This window comes from Amycolatopsis sp. NPDC001319 (assembly GCF_042896185.1).
In the GTDB taxonomy this organism is placed as follows: Bacteria; Actinomycetota; Actinomycetes; order Mycobacteriales; family Pseudonocardiaceae; genus Amycolatopsis.
The window spans coordinates 44,290-67,006 of the sequence record NZ_JBIAWY010000007.1 but is presented as its reverse complement, the minus strand read 5'-3'; the positions used below and the strand labels follow the sequence as shown (position 1 = coordinate 67,006).

Sequence of the window (22,717 nt, the reverse complement as noted above, 5' to 3'; positions counted from 1 at the left end):
CGTGTAAGTCGCCGTTTCACCGTCTGTGCGCACGGTTTTCCCACCCGAACAGCGGTCTTGGCCCGAATGTCGTAACAGACGCGCCCCTGGGCAAAACGAATCCGGCCCCGCACCATCAGTCCCGATCTGATGGTGCGGGGCCGGACTCGGTGACGTCGGCCGGGCCGCCAGGGGGCGCGGTCCACCCGACCTCAATGCTGCCCGGGCGGGACGGGTGGGCTCACCCCGAGCGAAGAACCCGGACTGCCTCGGACAGCTCCTCCGCGGCGGACCCACGAGGCCCGTGCGGAGTGGCGACAAAGTAACAGGGCGCACATTCACGGCTACGGGCGACCCGCCGCCGCGCGGGGGTAACCCTCGTCACCGGCGCACCGGGGTGGCGTCGCGCCCGGCGATGAACGACGGCCTCGGGTTGCTGGCCGCGAAGGGTTCCTGCAGCGCGTTCTCGACACTGTTGAACACCAGGAAGATGTTCGAGCGCGGGTACGGGGTGATGTTGTTCGACGACCCGTGCATCACGTTGGAGTCGAACCACAGCGCCGTGCCCGCCGTGCCGGTGAACTGGTCGATGCCGTACTCGGCCGCCATCTTCGTGATGTCGTCCTCGGCCGGAACCCCGACGCGCTGGTCCTTGAGCGAGCTCTTGTAGTTGTCGTCCGGCGTTTCACCCGCGCACTGCACGAACGTGCGGTGCGAGCCCGGCATGACCATGAGCCCGCCGTTGTACGGGTAGTTGTCCGTGAGCGCGATCGAACAGCTCACGGCCCGGGGCGCCGGCATGCCGTCCTCGGCGTGCCACGTCTCGAAGTCCGAGTGCCAGTAGAACCCCGTGCCCTTGAAGCCCGGCATGTAGTTCACGCGGCTCTGGTGGATGTAGACGTCCGAACCCAGCATCTGCCGGGCCCGGTCGAGGACCCGCGGGTCGCGCACGAGCTCCGCGATGAGGTCCGAGATCACGTGGACGTCGAAGATCGACCGGACCTCGCCGGTCTTCGCCTCGGTGATCACCCGCGCGTCGGCACGCAGCTCCTGGTCGGAGGACAGCCGCACGAGCTCCTGCCAGTACGTCTGGACCTCACCGGGCGAGAGCAGGCCTTCGTCGACGGTGTAGCCCTTGGCCTCGTGGTTGGCCAGGGTCGCGGCGTCGATGGGGCCGTCTGCCTCAGTACCCCACACCGTGGGGTGCACGCGCGGAAGTTGCTCCGGCGTACCGGTGATCCGGGTCGGGTATCCGTCCTCGACCCGGGTGTCCATCAGCGTCACAGTTGCTCGCCTCCTGATTCTCTCTCTGTCGGGGTGTGGTGGTGGCGCGGCAGCAGCCGGGAAGGCTCAGGCGGATTCTTCGGTGATGAGCGGGTACACGCCGTTCTCGTCGTGCACCTCGCGGCCGGTCACCGGCGGGTTGAACACGCACACGCACTTGATCTCGGTCTTGGGCCGGACCTGGTGCTTGTCGGAATCGTTGAGCACGTAGATGGTGCCCGGCGCCAGCGGGAAGACCTCGCCGGTCGCCTTGTTCTCCACCTCGCCCTCGCCGGAGGTGATGAACACGGCCTCGATGTGGTTGGCGTACCAGAAGTCGTTCACTGTGCCCGCGTAGAGCGTGGTCTCGTGCACCGAGAAGCCCAGGCCGTCCTTGGCCAGCATGATGCGCTTGCTGCGCCAGTTGGGCGTCTTGATGTCGGCGTCGGTGTCGGTGACTTCGTCGAGAGTACGGACCAGCAAGGGTCGCTCCTTACCTGTTGTTCGGGACTACTTGTTGAGGACTGCCGCGATGGAGTCGTTGATGATCGACAGGCCCTGCGTGAGCTCGTCGTCGGTCAACGTCAGCGGCGGCAGCAGCTTCATGACCTCACCGTCGGGACCGGAGGTCTCCATCAGCAGGCCGCGCTCGAAGGCTTCCTTGCAGACGGCGCCGGCCAGGTCTCCGTTGGCGAACTCGATGCCGCGCGCGAGACCGCGGCCCTTCGCCAGCAGGTTGGCGTCCGGGTAGGCCTCCACGATGTCCTTGAAGGCGGCGGCGATGCGCTCGCCCTTGGCCTTCGTGGACTTCTCGAGCTCGTCGTCGCTCCAGTAGAGGTTGATCGCCTCGGTGGCGGTCACGAACGCGGGGCTGATGCCGCGGAAGGTGCCGTTGTGCTCACCCGGCTCCCACACGTCGAGCTCCGGCTTGATGAGCGTGAGCGCCATCGGGATGCCGTAGCCGCCGATGGACTTCGACAGGCAGACGATGTCGGGCTTGATGCCCGCGTCCTCGAAGCTGAAAAACGGGCCGGTGCGGCCGCAGCCCATCTGCACGTCGTCGAGGATCAGCAGGATGCCGTGGCTTTCGCACAGGTCCGAGAGGCCCTTGAGCCAGGCGAGGCGCGCGGCGTTGATACCGCCCTCGCCCTGCACGCCCTCCACGATCACGGCGGCGGGCTCGTTCAGGCCGCTGCCGGAGTCTTCGATCAGCTTCTCGAAGTAGAGGAAGTCGGGGATCGTGCCGTCAAAGTAGCGGTCGTACGGCATCGGCGTCGCGTGCACGAGCGGGACACCCGCGCCGCCGCGCTTCATCGAGTTGCCGGTGACCGACAGCGCACCCAGCGTCATACCGTGGAACGCGTTGGTGAAGTTGATGACCGACTCCTTGCCGGTCACCTTGCGGGCGAGCTTCAGCGCGGCTTCCACCGCGTTGGCGCCACCGGGGCCCGGGAAGACGATCTTGTAGTCCAGCTCGCGCGGCTTGAGGATCTTCTCCTGGAAGGTCTCCAGGAAATCGCGCTTGGCCACGGTGAACATGTCGAGCGCGTGGGTCACGCCGTCGCGCTGGATGTAGTCGATCAGCGCGGCCTTGAGCTTCGGGTTGTTGTGGCCGTAGTTCAGCGCGCCGGCACCCGCGAAGAAATCGAGGTAGGCCTTGCCGTCCTCGTCGTACAGCCAGCTGCCCTGCGCACGGTCGAAGACGACCGGCCACCCCCTGCTGTAACTGCGGACTTCAGATTCGAGCTCTTCGAAGATGCTCATGACGTTTCTCTGCTCCTACTCGCCCCGAAATTGACGGCTTATTGACGGATCAACGGACCGATACGGTAAAGGTTCTCGGGCTGGTGCCCACCTTCCCCATCTTCCGGGAAATCTTCGGCTTCGAACAGCCTGCTGCTCTCCAGCGCGGCGTTCCACCGCTTCGCGAACGACGCGAACAGGCGGATCGAAGCCTCGTTGTCAGGGGTGATCGTGGTTTCGAGGAAACGCACCCCGTCGTCGACCAGGCGGGCGTACAAGGCGTCGAGCAGCTGCCCGGCCAGGCCTTTCCCACGCTGCGAAGAGTCGACCGCGACCTGCCACACGAGCGCGACGTCGGGCTCGGACGGCCTCCGGTAGGCGATGACGAAACCCACCGCCTCGCCGTCGACTCGGGCGACCACCGAACTCTCCGCGAAATCGCGGCACCACAGCAGGTATGCGTACGGAGAGTTGAGATCAAGCTTCTGCGAATCGCGCGCGATTCGCCAGAGGGCGGCGCCATCGGCCTTGGTCGGGGATTCGATCAAGTGCTTTCCGGACATACTCAGGAAACGTAACAGAGAATTTTCACGCCGCCAGCGACGCGCGCCACGTCCACCCCGCTCACCTGCGGCAACGTGAATACCCCGGTGAGGAGCCCCACAAACACGTTTGATCGACTGAGTTTCGGGGCATGCCGTGCTCCTGGGCCACCCACCTCGGTGAGCAGCCTCGTCTCCCCCGACCATGACGCCTCAGGCGTTTCGGCGCAAGACGGACGAACTCAGCACCTGCTCAGGCGGCGCGTCTCGACTGTGGTCAGTCGGCTCCGTTGCATGGTCCTCGCCTGGTCCGGCGGCGCAAGGCCGCGATCGGGGTCCAGATTGCGGGCAGCACGAGCAGCAGCACCACGAGCAGCCACCACACGGGCGCCTCGCCGCGCCGCCAGCCCGCGACCACCGTACCGAGCCAACCGAACAACGGCTGCGCCAGCGGCGGCAGGAAAGCCGCGAACAGCAACGCCGCCACCACGAGCACGCACAGCAGCGTGAGCACCATGCGCCACGTGCGTTTCAGCGTCAGCAGGCTCACCACGAGGAACACGAGCGCGCCCGCGGCCACGGGCGGGCCGACCCACTGCAGCACCTGGCCGCCGTTGCCACCCAGCACGAGGCCGGCCACGGCCGTCACGGCGGCCGCGACGAGGTTCCACGGGCGGCCGAGCTTCGTCGCGCCCTGCGTGACCCACCACGCGCTGCGTCCCGTCGCCTGGGCCACCTTCGCGGCGGGCTGCAGCGACGTCGGCACGCGCGTGGCGCCCGCGGCGGCGTTGATGCCCGTCGCGCCGGCCTTCACGAGCGTTTTGGTGAGCAGCATCGTGCCGCGCTCGCCCTCGAAACGTTCGGCGGAGACCTGGCAGGCCTGGAACGCGCGTTGCGTCGCGGCGGCGTCCGTCGGCGGTGTGGCCATGACCGCACGGAAGGCCGCGGACGGCTTGCCGTTGCCTTCGGCCGAGTCTTCGGCCGCCTGCTTCGCGACGACCGGCAGCTCCTCCCGCGCGATCTCCAGCTGACGGCCCCGCGCGAGCACCATCGACGTCACCGGCAGGCTCGTCGGCAGGTCGTCGGTGAACGCCACGTCGGCCAGCTGCGCGTCGAGCCCCAGGAAGGCGAGCTCCTCCCCGAGCTGCGCCACCAGCGGCTCGACCTCGGCGGCCGGCACGTTGTCCGCGACGCTCGGCACCTGCCAGCCGACGGCCTGGAACGCCTCGCGCACCTCGGTGCGGAAGGCCTCCGGCCCGACGACGTTGCGCAGCACCCGCAGCCGGTGCGGATCCAGCAGGCACTGCACCAGCCAGCCGACCGCGTCGACACGGCCCCACATCCAGTCGTTCGCGCGCCAGGAGGACTTGTAGAACGCGCCGAAGTAGTCCGCCTGCAGGCCGGTGAGCTTGTCCCAGCCACGCGGGCGGCCCAGGTCCAGCAGCGTCCGCGAATCCGCGCTGACCTGCACCAGATCCACCCGCTGATCCACCGACGGCGGCTGCGCGAGCAAGCCGCGAGTGGCGACGTGGAGGAGGATGAGGCGGGACATGAGGGTGCGCTCGCCGGTGGCGGGCTGGGCTGGGGTCTTGGGCTGCGGCGGGTCTTCCGGCTGCGCTGCGACCGCAGGCTGGGCCGAGCCCCCATGCGACGCCGCGTCCACCGGCTGCGCCACGACCGCAGGCTGGGCCGGGGTTGCGGGCAGCGGCGTGTCCTCCGGCTGCGCCGCGACTGCAAGCTGGGCAGGGTTCTGAGGCTGCGCTGCATCCGCAGGCAGGGTCGGGTTCTCGGGCTGCATTGCGACTGCAGGCTGCGCCAGCCCCTCCGGCTGCGCCGAGGCCTCCGGATGCGCTGTGACCGCGGGCAGCGCCGGATCCCCCGGCTGCACGGCAACCACACGCTCGGTCGGGTTCTTGGGCAGCGCCGCGACCTCCGCCCGCACTACAACTGCAGGATGCGCCGAATCCTCCGACGGCGCCAAGTCCTCCGGCCGCGTTGCGACCGCGGGCTGCGCCGAGGCCTCGGGCTGCGCCGGATCCCCCGGCTGCACGGCGACCGCGGACTGGGCCGCAACCTTGAGCAGCGCCGTGTCCTCCGGGTGCGCTGCGACCGTAGTCTCCGCCAAGGCCTCCGGATGCGCTGCAACCGCAGGCCCCGCCGGGTTCTGAGGCGGGTTGTCGGCCAGGCCGAACCAGCCGAGCAGCGTCGTGACGGTGTCGACGGCGTCGGCGAGCGCGGTGGTGACGGCGGGGGCCGCGGCGGGTGCGGGGGTGGGTGTCTGGCCGTTCATCTTCAGCAGTGCGGCGGCGGCCGGCGGGGCGCTCGCCAGCTCGCGCAGCACCGGTGCGGCGTCGCGCAGGGCGGTGGTGACCAGGGGCCACGCGGCGCGCAGTGCGTCCGACTTGCCCAGCTGGGCCCATTCGCGGGCCAGCTGCGCGATCCAGTCGGCGGCCGTCGTGCCCGCGGCGGGTGGGGCGTGCTTCGCCACCCACGGGGAGATGCGGATGCCGCGCGCGGCCTTGCTGCGCGCGGCGTGCAGGCGGGCGCGGACGTCGTTGAGGGTGGCGGCCTGGTGTTCGTCCGGGCAGAGGTGGAAGGCGGCGTTGACGAGTTGCAGGCCCGTGGCGACCGAGTCGTCGAGGGCTGTGGTGCGGAAGGCGGCGAGGTCCTCGACCTGGCAAACGGCTCCGGGGGCCGTCGCCGGCATGCCGTGCCGCAGGCCTTCGGCGGCGACCGAGCGCAGTTCCGTCGACAGGCCCTTGGCCCAGCCCGCATCCTTGCCATCCATAGTGGACAGTGCGTAGTACCGCGTGGCCGTGCGCACCAGCTCGGCCGCGTCCTCGGCGACGCGCCGGTCGAGGTAGGCCGCCATCACGCGGTGGTCCACCAGCCGGCCGCCGCGAAGTCCCAGTGCGGCAAGGGAAACACGGGTGTCGCGGGTGGCGACCACGGCGTCGTTGTGCGCGGTGAGCTCCTCCAGGTCGGAGCTGATCGTCTGGTTGATCACCGTCGAGACGACCTTCGCCAGCGCCGCGCCCAGCAGCGGCGGGTTCGCCGGATCGACCGGCACCGCGGCAGCCTCGGCCTCCACGGTGGGCACGACGTACAACAGCAGTCGCCGCACATCCGACGAAGACGGCAGCTCGAAGATCTCCCGCAACGCCGGCCGCAGCGGCTTGTTCACGAGCACACCGCCGTCGGTGAGCCAGTGCGACCGCGTGAGCTCGGTGTAGTCCGTCATGTCCGGGTGCTGCCGGTCCGCGACCCGGGGCCCGACCGGCAGCCGCGCCAGCTCGAACGCGCCGGGGAACGACGCGGTGGAGCGCGTCGCGAGCGCGAGCGGCGCCGTGACCTGGTTGTTCCACAGTGGACCCACGAAGCGGAACAGCATGCGGTGCTCGGTGTCGCGCACGAGGTTGCCGAGCGCGTCGTCGTAGCGCACGGTCTCGCCGTCGATCATCGTGCCCGGCAGCAGCAGCGTCATGTCCGGCGGCTCGGCCGGCGGGGTGCCGCCGGAGACGATCGCGCGGAACGCGCCGTCGAGACAGCCCAGGAACTGGTCGCCGTCGAGCAGCGAACGCGGCTGCGCCTCCTTCGGATCGCGGATCAGATTCGCCAGCGACGCGTCGGCCACCAACGCGTCCCGCAACGGTGCCGGCGACGACCGGAACGCCTCCGCCAGCCCGAGCCCCGCCGCGCCGACGCCGCCGGCGCTCGTGCCGGTGAGCACGTCGAGCCGCACCGTCGCCCGCAGCAGGTCGAGCAGCTTCCGGTACCCGCCCGGCTCAGCAGAGCGCGACGCCTGCAGCAGCGCCGACGTCTCGGTCGCCACGCCGCTCATCCACACGGCCAGGCTCGCGCCCCCGACCATGGTCATCGCGAGCCGGATCTCCTGCGGCCACGGAGCCGCTCCCTCGCCCATGCCGCACCCCTCGACGTGCCGTCCCGACGGCAGCACCCTAGCGGCGCGCTCAGGACGCGAGGTGCTCCAGCAGCAGAACTTGGCCCTCGCCTACACAAAACCCGAGTACCGCGCCCGTCGCGATGAGGATCCACTCGTCCTGCTGGAACGCCGGGCGCAGCAGCTGCTCGAACTCCTCCGGCGAGAGCTCCTTCATCTTGGTGACCAGCACGTTGCGGATGTCCATCGCGTCGGTGGCGTAGTCCTCGATGTAGCGCATCGTCTCCGGCAGGCGCGCCATGATCTGCTCGGAGATCGCGAACTTCACGTCCTGGTAGCGGCGGCTGCCGATGGCGAACACCAGCAGCGGCTTCGCGACGTTGGCCGCCCGGCCGATCTCCACGTCGAGCTGGCGCTGGATCAACGCCAGCACGCGGTCGGACAGCGGCCCCTGCAGGATCGCCTCGATCACGTTGTGCGGGGTGATGATCTCCTTGGCGATCAGCGCGCCGTACGCCTCGGCCACCTCCGCGCGCCGCTTCAGGAACAGGCCCTGCCACTGCACGCCGAAGTACCGCTTGGGCTCCAGCGGGTAGAAGATCATGCGCAGCGCGAGCCAGTCGGTGAACCAGCCCGTGAACAGGCCGAAGATCGGCATGATCGGCGGGAACTTGAACAGCACCCACGCCACCATCTGGATCACGCCGATCAGCCCGCCGAAGAACAGGCCCGAGCGCGCGATGAACTTGAACTCCTGCTCACCCGCCTCCTGGAAGATCCGGTTGAGCAGGCGCTTGTCCTTCACCAGGCTGGTGACGACCATGCCCTTGAGGTCGAACACGCTGTCCACATCGGACTTGATGAGCTCCAGCACGGCCTTGACCATGTGCGGCGACTCGGTCTGCACGCGCTGGATCACCAGCCGCTGCACGCCCACCGGCAGCGATTCCCAGAGACCCGGCTGGTAGTGGCCTGCGACCTCGCGCACGATGTCCTCGACGGCCGCTTCCAGCGGTTTCGCGATCTCCTGCGCGATCCGGTCGGCGTCGAGACGGGCGACGATCTCGGCCGGCTTGATCAGCTGCTCGGTCATCGTGTCGCACGCGATGCTCGCCATGCGCGCCGCGCGTTTCGGCACGATGCCCTGCCAGCCGAGGAACGGTTTGATCCCGAGGAACTCGACAGGCTGGAACATCATGCGGATCGCCACGAGCTTCGTGCCGTACCCGATGAGCGCGGCGACGACGGGGATCGAGACGTAGAGCGGCCAGTGGCGGGCGAAGTCGTCGAGCAGGCCCGACAGGAACGCGCCCACGCTAGCCGAGGCTCGGGTCGCAGGCCTGCCAGAACTGAGCCCCGAGCCGCGAGATGTGCACGGTCCGGCGGATCACCTTCACCCGCTTCACCTGCTTCTCCACCTCGCGCACGGTCTCGTCGGTCAGGAGGATCTCGTACTGCGTCTCCAGCGCCGGAACCTCTTCGTCGAGGTCGACGAGGCCCAGCCCGATCAGCCGCGTGAGGTAACCGGGAACCTGGTCGGGCAGCGACACCCCGGCTGCCTTGCCGACGGTCGAGGCGTTGCGCAGCACGATCCGGCCCGCGCCGCCGAGGTTCGTGCGCTCGGCGACGTCGACGGAGGGGAACGGCGAACCGTCGGACAACGCGGCGAGGATGCGCGCCTCGTCGGGTGTGAGCTGGCGCAGGATGATCGCGTAGAGGTACTCGCGCGCGCGTTCGCGGCCGAAGCCGACGGAGTGGTTGAGCAGCTCGGCCATCGCCGCGCGCAGCGGCTCTTCGTGCTCGCGAGCGGGTACGAGGGTCACCGTGGACTCGACCACCCGGCCGCCTCGGTCGGGGCGGTTCATGGCCGACGCCGCGGTGAGCGCCGCGTGGTACGGGTCGTCGACCTCGTCGAGGCGACGGCGCAGCTCGCTGAGCAGGCTGCGCTCCACCTGCCGGATGCCACGCTCGGCCTGGTCCAGCCCGGGCAGCTTGCGGGTGAGCCCGAAGCCGGCGCGCGCAGCCCAGCCGGCCAGCTGCCCGGCGCGGCGGGCCACGTTGACCACGTCCTCGGCCGAGCCCCGGCCGTTCGGTCGCTGACTGTCCACAGGCGTGCTCCCCTCGTGTTCCGCGCTGATGCTACCTGCGAGTAGGCGATGCGGCAGGCGTGATCACCGGTGTTGGATGACGCGCATGACCGCCACCGCCTGGGGACCCCCGATCGACGTCCTCCCGCTGTTCGCCCGCGAGGAACAAGCCCTGGTCAGCGTGCTCACGGACCTCGACGCCGGCCAGTGGGCCGCGCCCACGGCGTGCCCCGGCTGGACCGTGCACGACGTGGCCGCCCACATCCTGGGCGACAAGCTCGGGCGGCTTTCCCGGGACCGCGACGGCTACCACGCCGAGGAGCCCCGCGAAGGTGAGCCGTTCCCGTCGTTCCTGCACCGGATCAACGACGAGTGGGTGCGCGCGTGCCGCCGGCTCTCGCCCGAGGTGCTGTTCGCGCTGCTCGTGGACAGCACGGCGCAGCTCACGGACATGTGGAAGCGCCACGACCTCGACGAGCTGGGCGGCCCCGTCACGTGGGCGGGCCCGGAGCCGGCGCCGCTCTGGCTCGACGTGGCGCGCGAGTACACGGAGCTGTGGGTGCACCAGCAGCAGATCCGCGAAGCCGTGGGCGCACCACTGCTCGACGACCCCGCCTTCCGCGCGCCGGTGGTCGACACCTTCATGCGCGCGTTGCCCCACACGCTGCGCGACGTCGAAGCCCGCAGCGGCCGTCAGGTCGGCTACACCGTGACGGGCCCGAGCGGCGGCCAGTGGACCGCTCGCGCGTCGGCGAAGGGCTGGACGCTCGACCGCGGCGCGCCGACCTCACGCAGCCCGCTGGCTTCGGTCACCACGGACGCGGACACGTTCTGGCGCCTGTGCACGCGCACGGTGAAACCCGCCGACGTCGAGGACCGCGTGAGGGTGAAAGGAGACGAAAGCGTTTGCGCGACGGTGCTCGAGATGGTTTCGGTCATCGCCTGACGCAGGTCGGCCCCATGGATGTCGCAAGCGCGGCATCCACTACGACCGCCCCGATCAGTTCTGCCGCTGACGCTTGGTCTGCTTCCTCAGCTGCATGATCCGGGCACCGCCGACCAGGCCGATGACCACCATGCCGCCGAGCGCGGACAGGAGCATCGCGATACCCAGCGGCAGGTTGCCGGCCATACCGAGGAAGTGCACCGTGACACTGTCGAGGTTCTGCAGGATGAACACCAGCAGGAACGCCAGCAGCACGATGGCCACGACCGCCGAGATCCAGGCCCCGCTGACCCGGGTGGGCCTGCGTTTCGTGGTCGTGGGAGGTGTGATCGGGTCGGTCCCGGGCACCTCGACACCCGGCACCTGAGGGGTCCCGGGGCTCGTGGCCCCGGTGGGGTTGTCACTTCGCGCGTGGGACATGCCCTGATTGTCCGCCCGCGTTCACCGGAACGCCGGTTCTGAAACCCTAACGGGTGAGTACCGGTCTTTCAGCGCTTGAGGTCAGTGCTTGTCCACGTCACGCAGCACCCGCAGCGAGTTGCGGCCGGCGAGCTTCGCGCAGTCCTCGTCGCTCCAGCCCCGGTCCATCAGCGCGGCGAACAGCACGGGGTACTTCGAGACGTCTTCCATCCCTTCCGGGAGCGTGCCGACGCCGTCGTAGTCGCCGCCGAGACCGATGTGGTCGATGCCCGCGACCTCGCGGGCGTGCTCGGCGTGCGCCACGACGTCGGCGACGGTCGCCTTCGGCTTCGGCGGCCCGTCCCACGTCTCGGCGAAGCGCTTGCGCTGCCCGAGGTTGAGGAACTCCTCGCCGGCGGCGGCCATCGCGGCCTTGAGCTGCTCGTCCCAGGCGGCGACGGCCGGGGAGATGAAGGCGGGCACGAAGGTGATCATGGCGACGCCGCCGTTGCCGGGCAGCTGCGCGAGGACGTCGTCGGGGATGTTGCGCGGGTGGTCGTTCACGGCGATGCACGAGGAGTGGCTGAAGATCACCGGCGCGGTGCTGACCTCCAGCGCGGCGCGCATGGTGCTCGGCGCGACGTGCGAGAGGTCGACGAGCATGCCGATCTCGTTCATGGTCCGGACGACCTCGCGGCCGAAGTCGGTGAGGCCGCCGTGGGCCGGTTCGTCGGTTCCGGAATCCGCCCACGGGGTGTTGAAGTTGTGCGTGAGCGTCATGTACCGCACGCCGAGCCGGCGCAGGATCCGCAGCACGCCCAGGGATTCGTTGATGCTGTGGCCGCCTTCGGCGCCGAGGAGCGAAGCGATCTTGCCCGCGGCGAACGCGGCTTCGGCTTCGTCGGCCGTGGTGACGAGCTCGAGCCGGTCGGGGTAGCGCTGCGCGAGCTGGTGCACGAGCTCGATCTGCTCCAGCACGGCGGTGACGGCGCTGTCGCCCGCGAGCTGGCACGGCACGTAGACCGACCAGAACTGCATGCTGAGCTTGCCGTCGGCGATCTTGGGGAAATCGGTGTGCAGCGACGGCTGGCGCACGGTCAGGTCGAGCGACCCGGCCGCGGAAACCGGGTCCGGCCCGCCCTGGTGGCGCAGCTCCCAGGGCAGGTCGTTGTGACCGTCGGACAGGATCGTGGTGCTCAGCAGGTTCGTCGCACGTTCGAGTGCCCCGGAAGTCATGACCTCGACCCTAGCGAGCGAGCCACTCCTTGGCCGCGCGGACGCCGTCGAGCGTGATCTGGTGCCCGCCAGGCTGGCGGTGCGTGGTCACGTCGGCGCCGCGCTCCTTGAGCAAGCGGACGTACTCCTCGGTGGAAGCCAAGGGGGCCATCGGGTCTTGCTCGCCGTTGGAGAGGAAGACACGGGTGCCCGAAAGGTCGTGGTCCGGCGGTTGCGGGACCGGCGACATTCCGGAGAACAGCGCGGCTTCGGTGAGAACTTCCGGACGCAGGAGCGTAACGGCGGCGGCGATGTTGGCGCCGTTGGAGAAGCCGACGGCGACGAGGCGGCGGTCGTTGAGGCCGTACTCGTTCTTGGCCGCCACGACGAAATCGGCGAGGTCATTGGCGCGCCGGACGACGTCCTCGTGGTCGAAGACGCCCTCGGCGAGCCGGCGGAACCACCGTGCGGCACCGAACTCCGACACCGGACCGGCCGGGGCGAGCGTGGCCGAGCCGGGGCTCAGCTCGCGGGCGAGGCCGAGCAGGTCGTCGGGGCCGCCGCCGGTGCCGTGCAGCAGGAGCAGCACGGGCTTGTCCTGCTCACCCTCGGTGTACTTGTGCTCGAACGCGCTCACTTCTGCTCCGGGTTGTTCTCGCTGGGAAGGTTCAGCTTGGGCAGCATGTGCTCGATCTCGTCGCGGCGCGGTTCCAGCCACGGCGGGAGCTTCAGCGCGCGGCCGAGCTCGAGCAGCGGCTCGTCGTAGGTGAAGCCGGGTGCGTCCGTGGCCACTTCGAGCAGCGTGCCGCCGGGCTCGCGGAAGTAGATGGAGCGGAAGTACTGCCGGTCCAAAATGGACGTGACGTTGACGCCCTTGTCCACGAGCTCCTCGCGCCAGGCCGCCTGGGTCGGCTCGTCGGGCGCGCGCCAGGCCACGTGGTGCACGGTGCCGGTGGCGACAAGGCCACGCGGGGTCTCCGGCGTCACGAGCACGTCGACGAGCGCGCCCGGGCCGCCTGCGCCCGCCTCGAAGCGGAAGCGGTTGCCTTCCTGGCTGTGGAAGGAAAGGCCGAGGCCGTCGGTGAACATGCCGGCCGTCGCGTCCTCTTTGGACACCGAAAGCGTGACGGAGTGCAGGCCGCGGATGGCGTTCTCCGCCGGGACGAGCTTCGTGTCCCACGGGTCACGCGGGTCGCCCTGCGGGTGCGCGACGAGGGCGAGCTGCAGGCCGTCGGGGTCGCGGAAGGTGAGGGTTTCCTCGTTGTCGGCGTTGCGGATCTGGCTCGTCTCCACGCCCTGCGTCTTCAGGTGCTGCTGCCACCACCCGAGCGAGGTCTCCGGCACGGAGAACGCCGTGGTCGTCGCCTGGCCGGTGCCCAGCCGGCCGGCGGGCGCGTCGGACCAGGGGAAGAAGGTGATCAACGAGCCCGGTTTGCCGGACTGGTCGCCGTAGTAGAGGTGGTAGGTGCCCGGGTCGTCGAAGTTGACGGTGGTTTTCACCAGCCGCAGCCCCAGGGTCCGGAGGTAGAAGTCGACGTTGCGCTGGGGGTTGCCGCCGATGGCGGTGACGTGGTGCAACCCGTTCGTTTTGATGGACATCAGGTCTCCTCGGGTGCTGGTGTCTCAAGCTAACCCCGAAAACCTCTCGCGCGCAAGATATATTCCGGTGAGACTGTGCGGTAGCGTGTGCGCCGTGACACCTGATCCGCGTACGGACGACGACGAGATCGTGACCTGGTGGGGCCTCGTGATCGAGGGCTACCTCGCCACGCAGGACAAGCTGATGGGCGAGATCGCCGATCGGTTCGGCCTGGCGCCCGCGTCGTTCGACATCCTGCTGAGACTCGTGCGCTCGCCCGACCACCGCATGCCGATGACCCGCCTGGCCACCGAGGCGGCGCTGTCCAGCGGCGGTTTCACCAAGGTGGCGGACCGTCTCGTCGCCGCGGACCTCATCTGCCGCATCCCCAGCCCGGACGACCGCCGCGTCACCTTCGCCTCCCTGACCGAGCACGGCCTGGACGTCGCCCTGAAAGCCCGCTCGGCCTGTGCCGAAATCCTGCGCCGCATCGTCCTGACCCCCCTCGGCGACGACGCGTCCGCCCTCGCCTCCGCCATGCGCACGCTGCGTTCGGCCAACGGCTGAAAAACGCGCCCTACCGACGTTTTGCCTGGTCGGCGCATGCTGCTGACATGCTTACCGACTCGACCATCACCACCATGCTCCCGGTGTCCGACGCCACCCGCGCCGCCCACTTCTACGCCGACTCCCTCGGCCTCGCCCCCGTCACCACCGGCGAAGACGGCACCCAGTACTTCGCCGCCGGCGCCGGCACCATCGGCCTGCGGCTCATGCCGGAGGGGACGCAGAGCCCGAACACCGCGTTGAGCTTCGAGGTCGTCGACCTGCCGGCGGAGATGACCCTGCTGGAACGGCGGGGGGTGCAGTTCCAGGACGTCGACGTGGAGGGCCTGAAGACCGTCGACCACGTGGCCCAGGTGGGACACGAGCGGGCTGCGTGGTTCTCGGATTCGGAAGGCAACGTTTTGTGTCTGCACGAGCTCCTGGATTGATGCCGGTTTCGTGCTCACGGATAGGTGTAGCCCTGCGCGGTGAGGCGGTACCTCAGCACCGCGAGACAGCGGCTGCGCACCTTGCCCACGCTGGTCGGCGAGATCCCCAGCTCGGCCGCGACCTCGCGGACCGACAGTTCGGGCCGGTGCGCGAGCAGCCAGACCAGGCGCCGGTGGCGGTCCGGCAGGGTGTCGACCGTGCGCCACAGCGCGGTGGCCACGTCGTGGTCCAGCGCGGCCGCTTCGGGTGACTGCGGGACGCCCGCCGGGGCGGCCGCTGCCTCGACCTGCGCGGACCGCGCCCGCCGGACGACGGCGCGGATGGCGTGCCGCCGGGCGACCGTGGTGAGCCAGGCGCCGGGGCGCGAGGGGTCGTGCACGGTGTGCGGCCGGCCGAGGAAGTCGGCCCATGCCGCCTGGCAGGCGTCCTCCGCGTCGCCGCGCAGGCCGGCGTCGGCGGCGACCACGCGTACGACCCGCTCCGAAATCCGGCGCAACTCCCCGTCCTCGGCCATGCCCACGTCCTTTCGTCCGCAAACGCAGACGACGTGACCACCCCCGCCGGCTCCCGATCACCGGAACGACCGCCGAATCGGGCGACTCCGCGTATCCGCAGGTCACCCCAGTGCACGAGGGCAAGTGTTCGGCGTTCGGTCTTTACCGAACACTGAACATACGGCACTCTTGACCTATGCCGTTAACGTACGACGCCTCAGTCGCCAGGCTCGTCGACGCCCTCGAGCAAGTCGGTCTCACGGCCCGCACGGAAACGTCGCTGACCAGGCAATCGACCGACCTCGTGATCGATGTGAACGGTGTACCGCTGTTCATCGACGTGAAGACCGTCTCGACCGCAATGCCCGACGGCCTTGACCGGCGAATCAGCGACTGGACCGTCGACAGCCAACCGGAACAGGCCCACCTGCTGGTCGCGGATCGCATCGTCGCCGCGGCCAGGGAGATACTCCGCGAACGCGGCTGGAGCTGGCTCGATCTGCGTGGCCACCTCCGACTGTCGGGGCCAGGGGTCTTGGTGGACGTACCGGTCCGGCCGGTTTCGGCGGGGACAGCTGCCCAGCGGGCGAAGACGTTCACGGGCAAGGTAGCGCTCGAAGTCGCGACCGCTCTGTTACTGGCTCCGCGGAAACCCCTCACCATCCGCGGGTTGGCGCGCGACCTGGGCCACTCTCCGAGCACGGTGTCCACAGTGATTACCGCATTTCGCGCTGCCCAGTTGATCGACGAACAGAACCTGCCCGTGCTCCCCGACCTGTTCTGGGAACTGGCCGGGGCATGGCGGCCCACATCCATCTCAGTCGCCCGGATACAACTGATCAGCGATCCGACGATCGCCGGCTCCCTGCATCCCGAGTTCGAGGATGTTCAAGAGAAAGCGGGCTGGGCGGTCTCGGACACCTTGGCGGCGGCTGCTTACGGCGCACCCGCCGCGGTCCGCGCCGGCTATCCCCCGGACTTCTACGTACCCGACGAGACCACGGCACAACGAGCCGCGACGATGCTGGGAGTACCGGTGTCCGAGGATGTCCGCGGGGCGACGCTACGGGTTGCCCCAGTACCTCAAGCTTGCACGCTCCGCCGACCGGCTCCGGCCAGCGGACTCCCGTGGCCGCTCGCGCATCCGCTCTTCGTCGCACTCGACCTGGCCACCGATCCTGGCCGTGGACGCGAGATCCTCGAGAACTGGGAGCCGCCAAAGGACGTGACGCGTGTCTGGTGAACTGCCACCCCGGGTTGAGCTCTTCGGCTCGGTCACGGTTTCCCTGGTACAGGCGATTCCCGAGGTCGAGCGGCGTGTCAGCAAACCGATCACGCTGGTCGGAGGACTCGCCGTCCTGTCTCGGCTCGGGTCAGCCGCGCACCGTGTGACCACGGACGTCGATACCGTTGACCTGCGAGGCAGAGGTGAACGCGGCCAGTTGAGGGTTCTCCTCGACAGTGGCGCTCGCGAGATCGACGGTGCCGGCGCGATCGTGGAGACACCGACCGGCGAAGTCCGTGTGGACGTTCTCGAAATCGGCGAGCAAGAACTCGCTGACCCACCGTCCGATCCGACAGACCGGTTGTACGTGCTAAGTCACGACTGGGCGATGCGCACTGCCACCCCGATCCTCGTTCGAGCGGTTTACACCGACGTCGCGGTCGAGCACGCCGTTCGCGTCGCCGAACCAGGACCGTTGATCGCCACGAAGCTGCAAGCGCTGCCGAACCGCGCGAGCGCGAAGGAATCGACGGACCTGCTCGACATCGTGCGGCTCACTCTCGACGAGGTGACCGGCGTCGCAGTCCGGGCGCAACTCGCCGAGGCTGGCGCGCAGCTCAAGGACGACGCCGCGCTCCACGTCCAAAAGTGGCTCGGCAAGGACGCTGCGCGGAGTCTGCGCAAGGTCAGGAACACACCGGCAGGCGCGGGGATGAACCTCGACACCCTGGTTCTCACTGGTGAGCTGCTTCTGGCGTCGCTCTCCCGCTGACCGAGCCGAACCGCACGAGGTGCTACTTCAACCCCGGCACCAGCCTCAGCGCGTTGCCCGCCAGCACGTCGGCCAGCGTTTCCTCCGGCAGGCCCAGCCCGGCGATCGACCGGACGTTCACGGCGGTGCCCGGGACGCCCGGCCAGTCCGTGCCGAAGATCCACTTGCGGGCCAGGCGGGGCAGGTCGAAGCGGGCGTAGTAGTCCGGCAGTTTCTTGGGTGGCAGGCCGGCGAGGTCGAGCCAGACGTTGGGGCGCGACTGGGCCATGAAGGCCGCCGTGTCGTACCACCAGCCGCGGCCGCCGTGGGCGAAGACGAAGTTCACGGTGGGGAAGTCTTCGACCACGTCGGACAGCAGAGCAGGGTCGCCGAAGGTCGCGCGGGAGCCGGGAAACACTGAGAGGCCCGAGTGCAGAACGACGGGCACGCCGAGGGACGCGCACAGCTCATACACGGGGTAGAGCTCCTTGTCCGCGGGCGAGAAACCGCCGTGGACGGGGTGGAGCTTCAGCGCGACCGCGCCCAGGTCGAGCTGGCGGGCGACCTCGTCGCGCAGCGGGTGGTGCAGGTGCGGGTTCACGTTGGCCACCAACCGGAACCGCGAAGGGTTGTGCGCCACCAGCGGCAGGTTGTCCTCGATCGGCTGGATGCCGGTGGCGCGCGGGCTGTACTCGCAGAACAGCAGCACGCGGTCGACGCCCTCGGCGTCCATCAGCTCGTCCATCGCGGCGGGGATCACGGAACCCGCGTCGTCGTAGACCGTGCGCCACGGGTGGGCGCCGGCGAAGTCGCGGGCCCACTCCATCCAGGCCGGCTTGAGCGTGGGCAGCCGGGGGGTGTGGACGTGGGCATCGACCACGAAGCGACCGTCGATCATGCCGGCCAGTCGATCACGGTTTCGCGGGAACCACGAGCAGCGACTCGCGCACCCGGTCGCGGATCACATTGCGGCGGATCTTGCCCGTCGCCGTCTTCGGCAGCTCCGGCAGCTCCACCACACCTCGGGGCCGTTTGAACGCCGCCAACCCCGCGCGGCAGAACTCGATCAGCTCATCCGGGTCCACGGCGAAACCCGGCGCCGCGACGACGCACGCCACCGGCTTGTCGAGGCCGTCCGCGTCCGGCGCGGCCACCACGGCCACCTCGGCGACGGACGGGTGCTGCAGCAGCCGGTCCTCCACTTCGGACGGTGACACCCAGATCCCGCCCGCCTTCAGCATGTCACCGAAACGGCCCAGGCAGGTCAACGTGCCGTCGTCATTGCGGACGTAACTGTCCCCCGTGCGCAGCCATTCGCCCTGGAACACGCGTTTCGTGGTCTCGTACCGCGCCCAGTAGCCCATCGCCGTCGACGGGCCCGACACGAACAGCTCACCCGGCTGACCGGGACCCTCGATGAGCCCGCCGTCCTCGTCGCGGATCTCCACGGCGTAGCCCGGCACGGCGGTCCCCGTGCTGCCCGGCCGGATCGAGCCCGGCCGGTTGGACAGGAAGATGTGCAACGCTTCCGTGGAGCCGATCCCGTCGAGGATCTCGACGCCGAAGCGGTCGCGGAACCGCGTGAAAATGGCGGCGGGCAACGGTTCCCCGGCCGACACGGCGTAGCGCACCGAGGCGAACGAGTCGTCCGGGACGTCGCTGGCCAGCACGCCGGCGAAGAACGTCGGCACGCCGAAGAACAACGTCGGCTTGTCGGCGCGAGCGCGGGCGGCGAACAACGCCGGCGTCGGCCGCGCGGGTTCCAGCAGCGTCGTGCCGCCGGCCGCGAGCGGGAAGAACGCCGAATTCCCCAAGCCGTAGGCGAAAAACAGCTTCGGCACGGACAGGAACCGGTCGGCCGGCGTCGTCGCCAGGATGGAGTGCGCGTAGGTCTCGCACACCGCGCGGATGCTCGCGTGCCGGTGCATCGCGCCCTTCGGCTGGCCCGTCGTGCCCGACGTGTACAGCCACAACGCGGGCGAATCCTCCCACGTGTGAGCGGGTTCCAGGTCCAGATCGTCCACAGTGGTCAGTTCGGCCCACGGGTGCGTGGCCACGCCCGCGGGGAACTCCGCCGCCTCCGCGCGGTCCAGCAGCACGTCGGTGACCTCGGGCGCGGCCGCCAGCGCACCGACGGCCTGCGCCGCGAACTCCCCGGACACGCACAGCACGCGCGCCCGCGAGTCGGCCAGGACTTTGCCCAGCTCGAGGCCCGTGACCATCGTGGACACCGGCACCGCGACGGCGCCGGCCAGCATCGTGCCGAGGATGCCCGTGAGCAGCTCGACGTCGTCGACCATGCAGAACATCACGCGCTCTTCCGGGCGCACGCCCAGGGAACGCAGGCCCGACGCGACCCGGTGGGCCTCGTCGGTCAGCTCGGCGTAGCTCAGGGTCCGCCGCGCGGAAACCACGGCGGGTGCGTCGGGACGCCCCTGGGACAACAGGTATTCGGCTGCGTTGAACCCGCCCATGGGGCCCCCTCTAGGTGAGGTGCACGTACTCGTAGTCGAACGGTTTGCCGTTGATGCCCTGCCTCGGCGGTGCGACCCAGCTGGCGATCTTCCCGCGCTCGTACACCGGGTGCATGAGCGAGCGGACGAACGTCAGGTCCTCGGCCGTCGGCAGCCAGCGGTGCCGGCTCGCCTCCCACGTGGCCTCGTCGACGATGTTGCCGTCGGGAGTGATGTGGTGGCCGGAGTTTATGCCGACCTCGCGGTTGAAACCAGGGTGCGGGAGCTTGAAGCGGAAGTCGATGTCCGCGTCCGCGAGGATCTTGTTCCAGCGGTTGACGCCGGTCTGGCAGTCGGCCGTGTACTCGCCGCGCAGGTCGAGGTTGAGCAGCAGGATGGCCTGCAGCTCGTCGGAGGTCCACGTGCCGTCGCCGTTGGGGCGGTCGAGGTCGCGGCTGTCGTCGGTGAGCTTGTGGTCGTCCTTGCGCCGCGTCTCCTGCCAGCGGCCCTTGAGGCCCGCGGTGTAGTAGTTCGCGGCGTTCGTGGAGGTCTCGCTGCCGAACAGGTCGAGCGAGACGGTGTAGTGGAAGTTCAGGTACCGCTGGATGATGTCGAGCGGGATGCCGCCGTGCGAGGCGATGTCGAGCGTGTCGTGCTCCCGGATGAGGTCGGCCGAGCGCTGGACCACACGGTCGACACCCGTGGTGCCGACGAACATGTGGTGCGCCTCTTCCTTCAGCATGAACTCGCACGTGCGCGACAGCGGGTCGAAGGAGGACTCCTTCAACGTCCCGAGCTGGTACTTCCCGTCGCGGTCGGTGAAGTAGGTGAACATGAAGAAGGCCAGCCAGTCGGCCGTTTCCTCGTTGAACGCGCCGAGGATGCGCGGCGCGTCGGGGCTGCCGGAGTTGCGCAGCAGCAGGCCTTCCGCCTCGTCCCGGCCTTCACGGCCGAAGTACGCGTGCAGCAGGTACACCATCGCCCACAGGTGCCGGCCCTCTTCGACGTTGACCTGGAACAGGTTGCGCAGGTCGTACAGGCTCGGCGCGGTCAGGCCCAGCAGCCGCTGCTGCTCGACCGACGCCGGCTCGGTGTCGCCCTGGATCACGATCAGGCGCTGCAGGTCGGCGCGGTACTCACCGGGCACCTGCTGCCACACGGGCTCTCCGGCGTGCTCCCCGAACGCGATGCGCCGGTCGGGGTCGCGTTCGGCGAGGAAGATGCCCCAGCGGTAGTCGGGCACGTTCACGTGGTCGAAGTGCGCCCAGCCCTCACGCCCGACGCTCACGGCTGTGCGCAGGTAGACGCCGTGCGTCTGCAGGGTGGGGCCCATCTCGCCCCACCAGTTCATGAACTTCGGCTGCCAGCCTTCCAGCGCCCGCTGCAACCTCCGGTCGTCGGCGAGGTTGACGTTGTTGGGGATCTTGGCGTCGTAGTCGATCCGCTCGGGCATCGCTTCAGACCCGCTTCCTGTCGAAGATCGCCTTCTGGCCCGTACCGTAGCGGCGCAGCGCGCCTTCCGGACCAGAAGCGTTAGGTCGGGTGAAGATCCAGTTCTGCCACGCGGTGAGGCGGCCGAAGATCTTCGTTTCGATCGTTTCCGGGCCGACGAACCGGTGGTTCGCCTCCATCCCGGTGAGCGCGTCGGGGCTCAGCGAGGCGCGGCCCTCCAGCGCGATGCGGATCTCGTCCTCCCAGTCGAGATCGTCCGGCGCGTCGGTGACCAGGCCCAGCTCCACGGTCTCGGCCGGCGTCAGCGCGTGGTCGCGCTCGCGGACCAGCCAGGAGAGGTGGTCGTCGTCGCCGTAGAAGCGCGACTGCAGGCGGGTCAGTCCGTTGCCCATGGGGAACGGGCCGAAGTTGGCTTCCGACAAGGTGATCGACGCGCGTTCTTCGGAATCCTCGTCGTCGATCGGCGGACCGTCCAGGATGTACTGACGGTCGGCGGCGAGCGCGAGCTCCAGCAGCACCCCGGCGAAGCAGCTGCCCGGTTCGATGAGCGCGACGAGCGTGCGGCTGGTGACGTCGAGGCGCTTCAGCGTGCGCTTGTAGTAGTGCAGGATTTCGTTGCTCAGCCAGTCTTTCGCGCCGAGCACCTGCTGCTCGTGAGCGAGGACCTTCGCCTGGTCGCCTTCGGTGCGCAGGACCCACGTGCCGAGCTCGGTTTCGTTGGCGCGCAAGCGGAGGATCGCGTCGTCGAGCTCGCGGGTGAGGCGCAGCAGCCAGCCGTCGGCGCCCTCGGCGTGCAAGTCACCGGGTTCGCCCTCGGGGCCGCGGACGGTGATCGTCGCGAGCGAGGCGGGACGGTCGTAGGTGATGTCGACAAAGCGGTACTTGATGCCGTCGTCGGTGACCTCGGGATCCAACGGCGTGAGCGGCACGCCCTTCTCGCCCGGCAGGCGCTCGGACTCGGCGGCCAGCTCCTGCGCCCGCGCCAGCACGGACTCGCGGAACCCCACGCGGGGCACGAGCTCGTCGACCAGCCGCCAGTCGACGGCCGTCTTGCCCTTCACACCGTCCGAGCGCGTGGCGAACACGTCGGCGAGGTCGCGGCGCACCCGGCGCTTGTCGACCACGCGCGTGAGGCCTCCAGTGCCGGGTAGCACGCCGAGCAGTGGCACCTCGGGCAGCGCGACCGTCGACGAGTTGTCGTCCACGAGCAGGATCTTCTCGCACGCGAGCGCGATCTCGTAGCCGCCACCCGCGCAGCTCCCGTTGACCGCCGCGACGTACCGCTGACCGGAGAACTCGGTGGCGTCCTCGATGCCGTTGCGGGTTTCGTTGGTGAACTTGCAGAAGTTCACCTTCCACTCGTGCGGCGACGACGCGAGCATCCGGATGTTGGCGCCCGCGCAGAACACCTTGTCCTTGGCGCTCGTCACGATCACGGCCTTGACCTCGGGGTGCTCGAACCGCAGGCGCTGCGTGGCGTCGTAGAACTCGATGTCCACGCCGAGGTCGTAGGAGTTCAGCTTCAGCTCGTAGCCGGGTACGAGGCCGCCTTGCTCGTCGACGTCCATCTCGAGCCAGGCGACCTCGCCGTCGACGCTGAGCTTCCAGTGCCGGTAGGTGTCCGGATGGCGCTCGAACGTCACAGTCGTGGTGGTGGTCACTCCCTGATTGTCTACATATTAGTGACTAGCG

21 protein-coding genes are annotated in these 22,717 nt (G+C 69.4%); 5 read left to right on the top strand and 16 right to left on the bottom strand.

What is annotated here, in order from left to right:
* Positions 1 to 360 precede the first annotated feature (360 nt).
* The 7 genes from thpD to ACFY1H_RS26645 all read right to left on the bottom strand — a co-directional run bounded on the left by thpD (position 361) and on the right by ACFY1H_RS26645 (position 9,536).
* Entirely contained in the window at positions 361 to 1,263 is a 903-nt protein-coding gene (thpD, locus tag ACFY1H_RS26675; RefSeq protein WP_386950667.1) for an ectoine hydroxylase, read from the bottom strand.
* Between the two features lie 66 nt (positions 1,264 to 1,329).
* A complete protein-coding gene (locus tag ACFY1H_RS26670; protein ID WP_364049755.1) occupies positions 1,330 to 1,725 on the bottom strand; it encodes an ectoine synthase in 396 nt (131 codons plus the stop codon).
* A 27-nt stretch (positions 1,726 to 1,752) separates the two neighbouring features.
* Positions 1,753 to 3,006 (bottom strand): diaminobutyrate--2-oxoglutarate transaminase, encoded by a 1,254-nt coding sequence (gene ectB, locus ACFY1H_RS26665; protein ID WP_366582425.1) that lies wholly within the window; start codon positions 3,004 to 3,006, stop codon positions 1,753 to 1,755.
* A gap of 38 nt (positions 3,007 to 3,044) precedes the next feature.
* Complete coding sequence (ectA, locus tag ACFY1H_RS26660; RefSeq protein WP_366582424.1) at positions 3,045 to 3,548, bottom strand: diaminobutyrate acetyltransferase; 504 nt, start codon at positions 3,546 to 3,548, stop codon at positions 3,045 to 3,047.
* Between the two features lie 256 nt (positions 3,549 to 3,804).
* Positions 3,805 to 7,449 (bottom strand): DUF3376 domain-containing protein, encoded by a 3,645-nt coding sequence (locus ACFY1H_RS26655; RefSeq protein WP_386950663.1) that lies wholly within the window; start codon positions 7,447 to 7,449, stop codon positions 3,805 to 3,807.
* Positions 7,450 to 7,498: 49 nt separating this feature from the next.
* A complete protein-coding gene (locus tag ACFY1H_RS26650) occupies positions 7,499 to 8,743 on the bottom strand; it encodes a DUF445 domain-containing protein (RefSeq protein WP_366582422.1) in 1,245 nt (414 codons plus the stop codon).
* Position 8,744: 1 nt separating this feature from the next.
* On the bottom strand, positions 8,745 to 9,536 hold the full coding sequence (locus tag ACFY1H_RS26645) for an Abi-alpha family protein (protein WP_366582421.1): 792 nt from the start codon (positions 9,534 to 9,536) through the stop codon (positions 8,745 to 8,747).
* An 85-nt stretch (positions 9,537 to 9,621) separates the two neighbouring features.
* Here ACFY1H_RS26645 and ACFY1H_RS26640 point away from each other — a divergent pair, with 85 nt between their 5' ends.
* On the top strand, positions 9,622 to 10,461 hold the full coding sequence (locus tag ACFY1H_RS26640) for a maleylpyruvate isomerase family mycothiol-dependent enzyme (protein WP_386950659.1): 840 nt from the start codon (positions 9,622 to 9,624) through the stop codon (positions 10,459 to 10,461).
* 54 nt (positions 10,462 to 10,515) lie between these two features.
* On the opposite strand, the gene ACFY1H_RS26635 is transcribed toward ACFY1H_RS26640, so the two are convergent.
* The 4 genes from ACFY1H_RS26635 to ACFY1H_RS26620 all read right to left on the bottom strand — a co-directional run bounded on the left by ACFY1H_RS26635 (position 10,516) and on the right by ACFY1H_RS26620 (position 13,674).
* A complete protein-coding gene (locus tag ACFY1H_RS26635; RefSeq protein WP_366582419.1) occupies positions 10,516 to 10,881 on the bottom strand; it encodes a lipopolysaccharide assembly protein LapA domain-containing protein in 366 nt (121 codons plus the stop codon).
* 81 nt (positions 10,882 to 10,962) lie between these two features.
* Positions 10,963 to 12,096 (bottom strand): dipeptidase, encoded by a 1,134-nt coding sequence (locus ACFY1H_RS26630; RefSeq protein ID WP_386950656.1) that lies wholly within the window; start codon positions 12,094 to 12,096, stop codon positions 10,963 to 10,965.
* A gap of 10 nt (positions 12,097 to 12,106) precedes the next feature.
* The gene (locus tag ACFY1H_RS26625; RefSeq protein ID WP_386950653.1) at positions 12,107 to 12,712 is read right to left on the bottom strand and encodes an alpha/beta hydrolase; all 606 of its coding nucleotides are present in this window, start codon (positions 12,710 to 12,712) and stop codon (positions 12,107 to 12,109) included.
* On the bottom strand, positions 12,709 to 13,674 hold the full coding sequence (locus ACFY1H_RS26620; RefSeq protein ID WP_366582416.1) for a ring-cleaving dioxygenase: 966 nt from the start codon (positions 13,672 to 13,674) through the stop codon (positions 12,709 to 12,711). Before ACFY1H_RS26620 ends, ACFY1H_RS26625 begins: the two co-directional genes overlap by 4 nt.
* A 94-nt stretch (positions 13,675 to 13,768) precedes the next feature.
* Between ACFY1H_RS26620 and ACFY1H_RS26615 the strand changes: the two genes are divergently transcribed.
* Positions 13,769 to 14,221 (top strand): MarR family transcriptional regulator, encoded by a 453-nt coding sequence (locus ACFY1H_RS26615; RefSeq protein ID WP_366582415.1) that lies wholly within the window; start codon positions 13,769 to 13,771, stop codon positions 14,219 to 14,221.
* A gap of 47 nt (positions 14,222 to 14,268) precedes the next feature.
* Positions 14,269 to 14,649, top strand: coding sequence for a VOC family protein (locus ACFY1H_RS26610; RefSeq protein ID WP_366582414.1), 381 nt, complete (start codon positions 14,269 to 14,271; stop codon positions 14,647 to 14,649).
* Between the two features lie 14 nt (positions 14,650 to 14,663).
* On the opposite strand, the gene ACFY1H_RS26605 is transcribed toward ACFY1H_RS26610, so the two are convergent.
* Positions 14,664 to 15,164 (bottom strand): sigma-70 family RNA polymerase sigma factor, encoded by a 501-nt coding sequence (locus ACFY1H_RS26605; RefSeq protein ID WP_366582413.1) that lies wholly within the window; start codon positions 15,162 to 15,164, stop codon positions 14,664 to 14,666.
* Between the two features lie 176 nt (positions 15,165 to 15,340).
* On the opposite strand from ACFY1H_RS26605, the gene ACFY1H_RS26600 reads away from it, so the two are divergent.
* Together ACFY1H_RS26600 and ACFY1H_RS26595 are read left to right on the top strand one after the other, a co-directional pair.
* Positions 15,341 to 16,387, top strand: coding sequence for a hypothetical protein (locus ACFY1H_RS26600; protein ID WP_386950647.1), 1,047 nt, complete (start codon positions 15,341 to 15,343; stop codon positions 16,385 to 16,387).
* Positions 16,377 to 17,141, top strand: a complete 765-nt coding sequence (locus tag ACFY1H_RS26595) for a hypothetical protein (RefSeq protein WP_386950644.1) — start codon at positions 16,377 to 16,379, stop codon at positions 17,139 to 17,141. The genes ACFY1H_RS26600 and ACFY1H_RS26595 overlap by 11 nt, the downstream gene beginning before the upstream one ends.
* Positions 17,142 to 17,163: 22 nt before the next feature.
* On the opposite strand, the gene ACFY1H_RS26590 is transcribed toward ACFY1H_RS26595, so the two are convergent.
* From ACFY1H_RS26590 to boxC, 4 genes are read right to left on the bottom strand one after another with little or no spacing between them, the layout of a single operon-like run.
* On the bottom strand, positions 17,164 to 18,018 hold the full coding sequence (locus ACFY1H_RS26590) for an amidohydrolase family protein (protein WP_386950641.1): 855 nt from the start codon (positions 18,016 to 18,018) through the stop codon (positions 17,164 to 17,166).
* A 13-nt stretch (positions 18,019 to 18,031) separates the two neighbouring features.
* The gene (locus tag ACFY1H_RS26585; protein ID WP_386950638.1) at positions 18,032 to 19,594 is read right to left on the bottom strand and encodes a benzoate-CoA ligase family protein; all 1,563 of its coding nucleotides are present in this window, start codon (positions 19,592 to 19,594) and stop codon (positions 18,032 to 18,034) included.
* Positions 19,595 to 19,604: 10 nt separating this feature from the next.
* Positions 19,605 to 21,026, bottom strand: coding sequence for a benzoyl-CoA 2,3-epoxidase subunit BoxB (gene boxB / locus ACFY1H_RS26580; RefSeq protein ID WP_366582410.1), 1,422 nt, complete (start codon positions 21,024 to 21,026; stop codon positions 19,605 to 19,607).
* A 4-nt stretch (positions 21,027 to 21,030) separates the two neighbouring features.
* Positions 21,031 to 22,686, bottom strand: coding sequence for a 2,3-epoxybenzoyl-CoA dihydrolase (boxC, locus tag ACFY1H_RS26575; RefSeq protein ID WP_386950635.1), 1,656 nt, complete (start codon positions 22,684 to 22,686; stop codon positions 21,031 to 21,033).
* Positions 22,687 to 22,717: the final 31 nt, after the last annotated feature.

What these genes read in the sequence shown, in the direction of transcription:
- ectB (WP_366582425.1), bottom strand. Translation starts at nt 3,006, where the DNA reads ATGAGCATCTTCGAAGAGCTCGAATCTGAAGTCCGCAGTTACAGCAGG.
- ectA (WP_366582424.1), bottom strand. Translation starts at nt 3,548, where the DNA reads ATGTCCGGAAAGCACTTGATCGAATCCCCGACCAAGGCCGATGGCGCC.
- ACFY1H_RS26655 (WP_386950663.1), bottom strand. Translation starts at nt 7,449, where the DNA reads ATGGGCGAGGGAGCGGCTCCGTGGCCGCAGGAGATCCGGCTCGCGATG.
- ACFY1H_RS26640 (WP_386950659.1), top strand. Translation starts at nt 9,622, where the DNA reads ATGACCGCCACCGCCTGGGGACCCCCGATCGACGTCCTCCCGCTGTTC.
- ACFY1H_RS26635 (WP_366582419.1), bottom strand. Translation starts at nt 10,881, where the DNA reads ATGTCCCACGCGCGAAGTGACAACCCCACCGGGGCCACGAGCCCCGGG.
- ACFY1H_RS26630 (WP_386950656.1), bottom strand. Translation starts at nt 12,096, where the DNA reads ATGACTTCCGGGGCACTCGAACGTGCGACGAACCTGCTGAGCACCACG.
- ACFY1H_RS26620 (WP_366582416.1), bottom strand. Translation starts at nt 13,674, where the DNA reads ATGTCCATCAAAACGAACGGGTTGCACCACGTCACCGCCATCGGCGGC.
- ACFY1H_RS26610 (WP_366582414.1), top strand. Translation starts at nt 14,269, where the DNA reads ATGCTTACCGACTCGACCATCACCACCATGCTCCCGGTGTCCGACGCC.
- ACFY1H_RS26605 (WP_366582413.1), bottom strand. Translation starts at nt 15,164, where the DNA reads ATGGCCGAGGACGGGGAGTTGCGCCGGATTTCGGAGCGGGTCGTACGC.
- ACFY1H_RS26600 (WP_386950647.1), top strand. Translation starts at nt 15,341, where the DNA reads ATGCCGTTAACGTACGACGCCTCAGTCGCCAGGCTCGTCGACGCCCTC.
- ACFY1H_RS26590 (WP_386950641.1), bottom strand. Translation starts at nt 18,018, where the DNA reads ATGATCGACGGTCGCTTCGTGGTCGATGCCCACGTCCACACCCCCCGG.
- ACFY1H_RS26585 (WP_386950638.1), bottom strand. Translation starts at nt 19,594, where the DNA reads ATGGGCGGGTTCAACGCAGCCGAATACCTGTTGTCCCAGGGGCGTCCC.
- boxB (WP_366582410.1), bottom strand. Translation starts at nt 21,026, where the DNA reads ATGCCCGAGCGGATCGACTACGACGCCAAGATCCCCAACAACGTCAAC.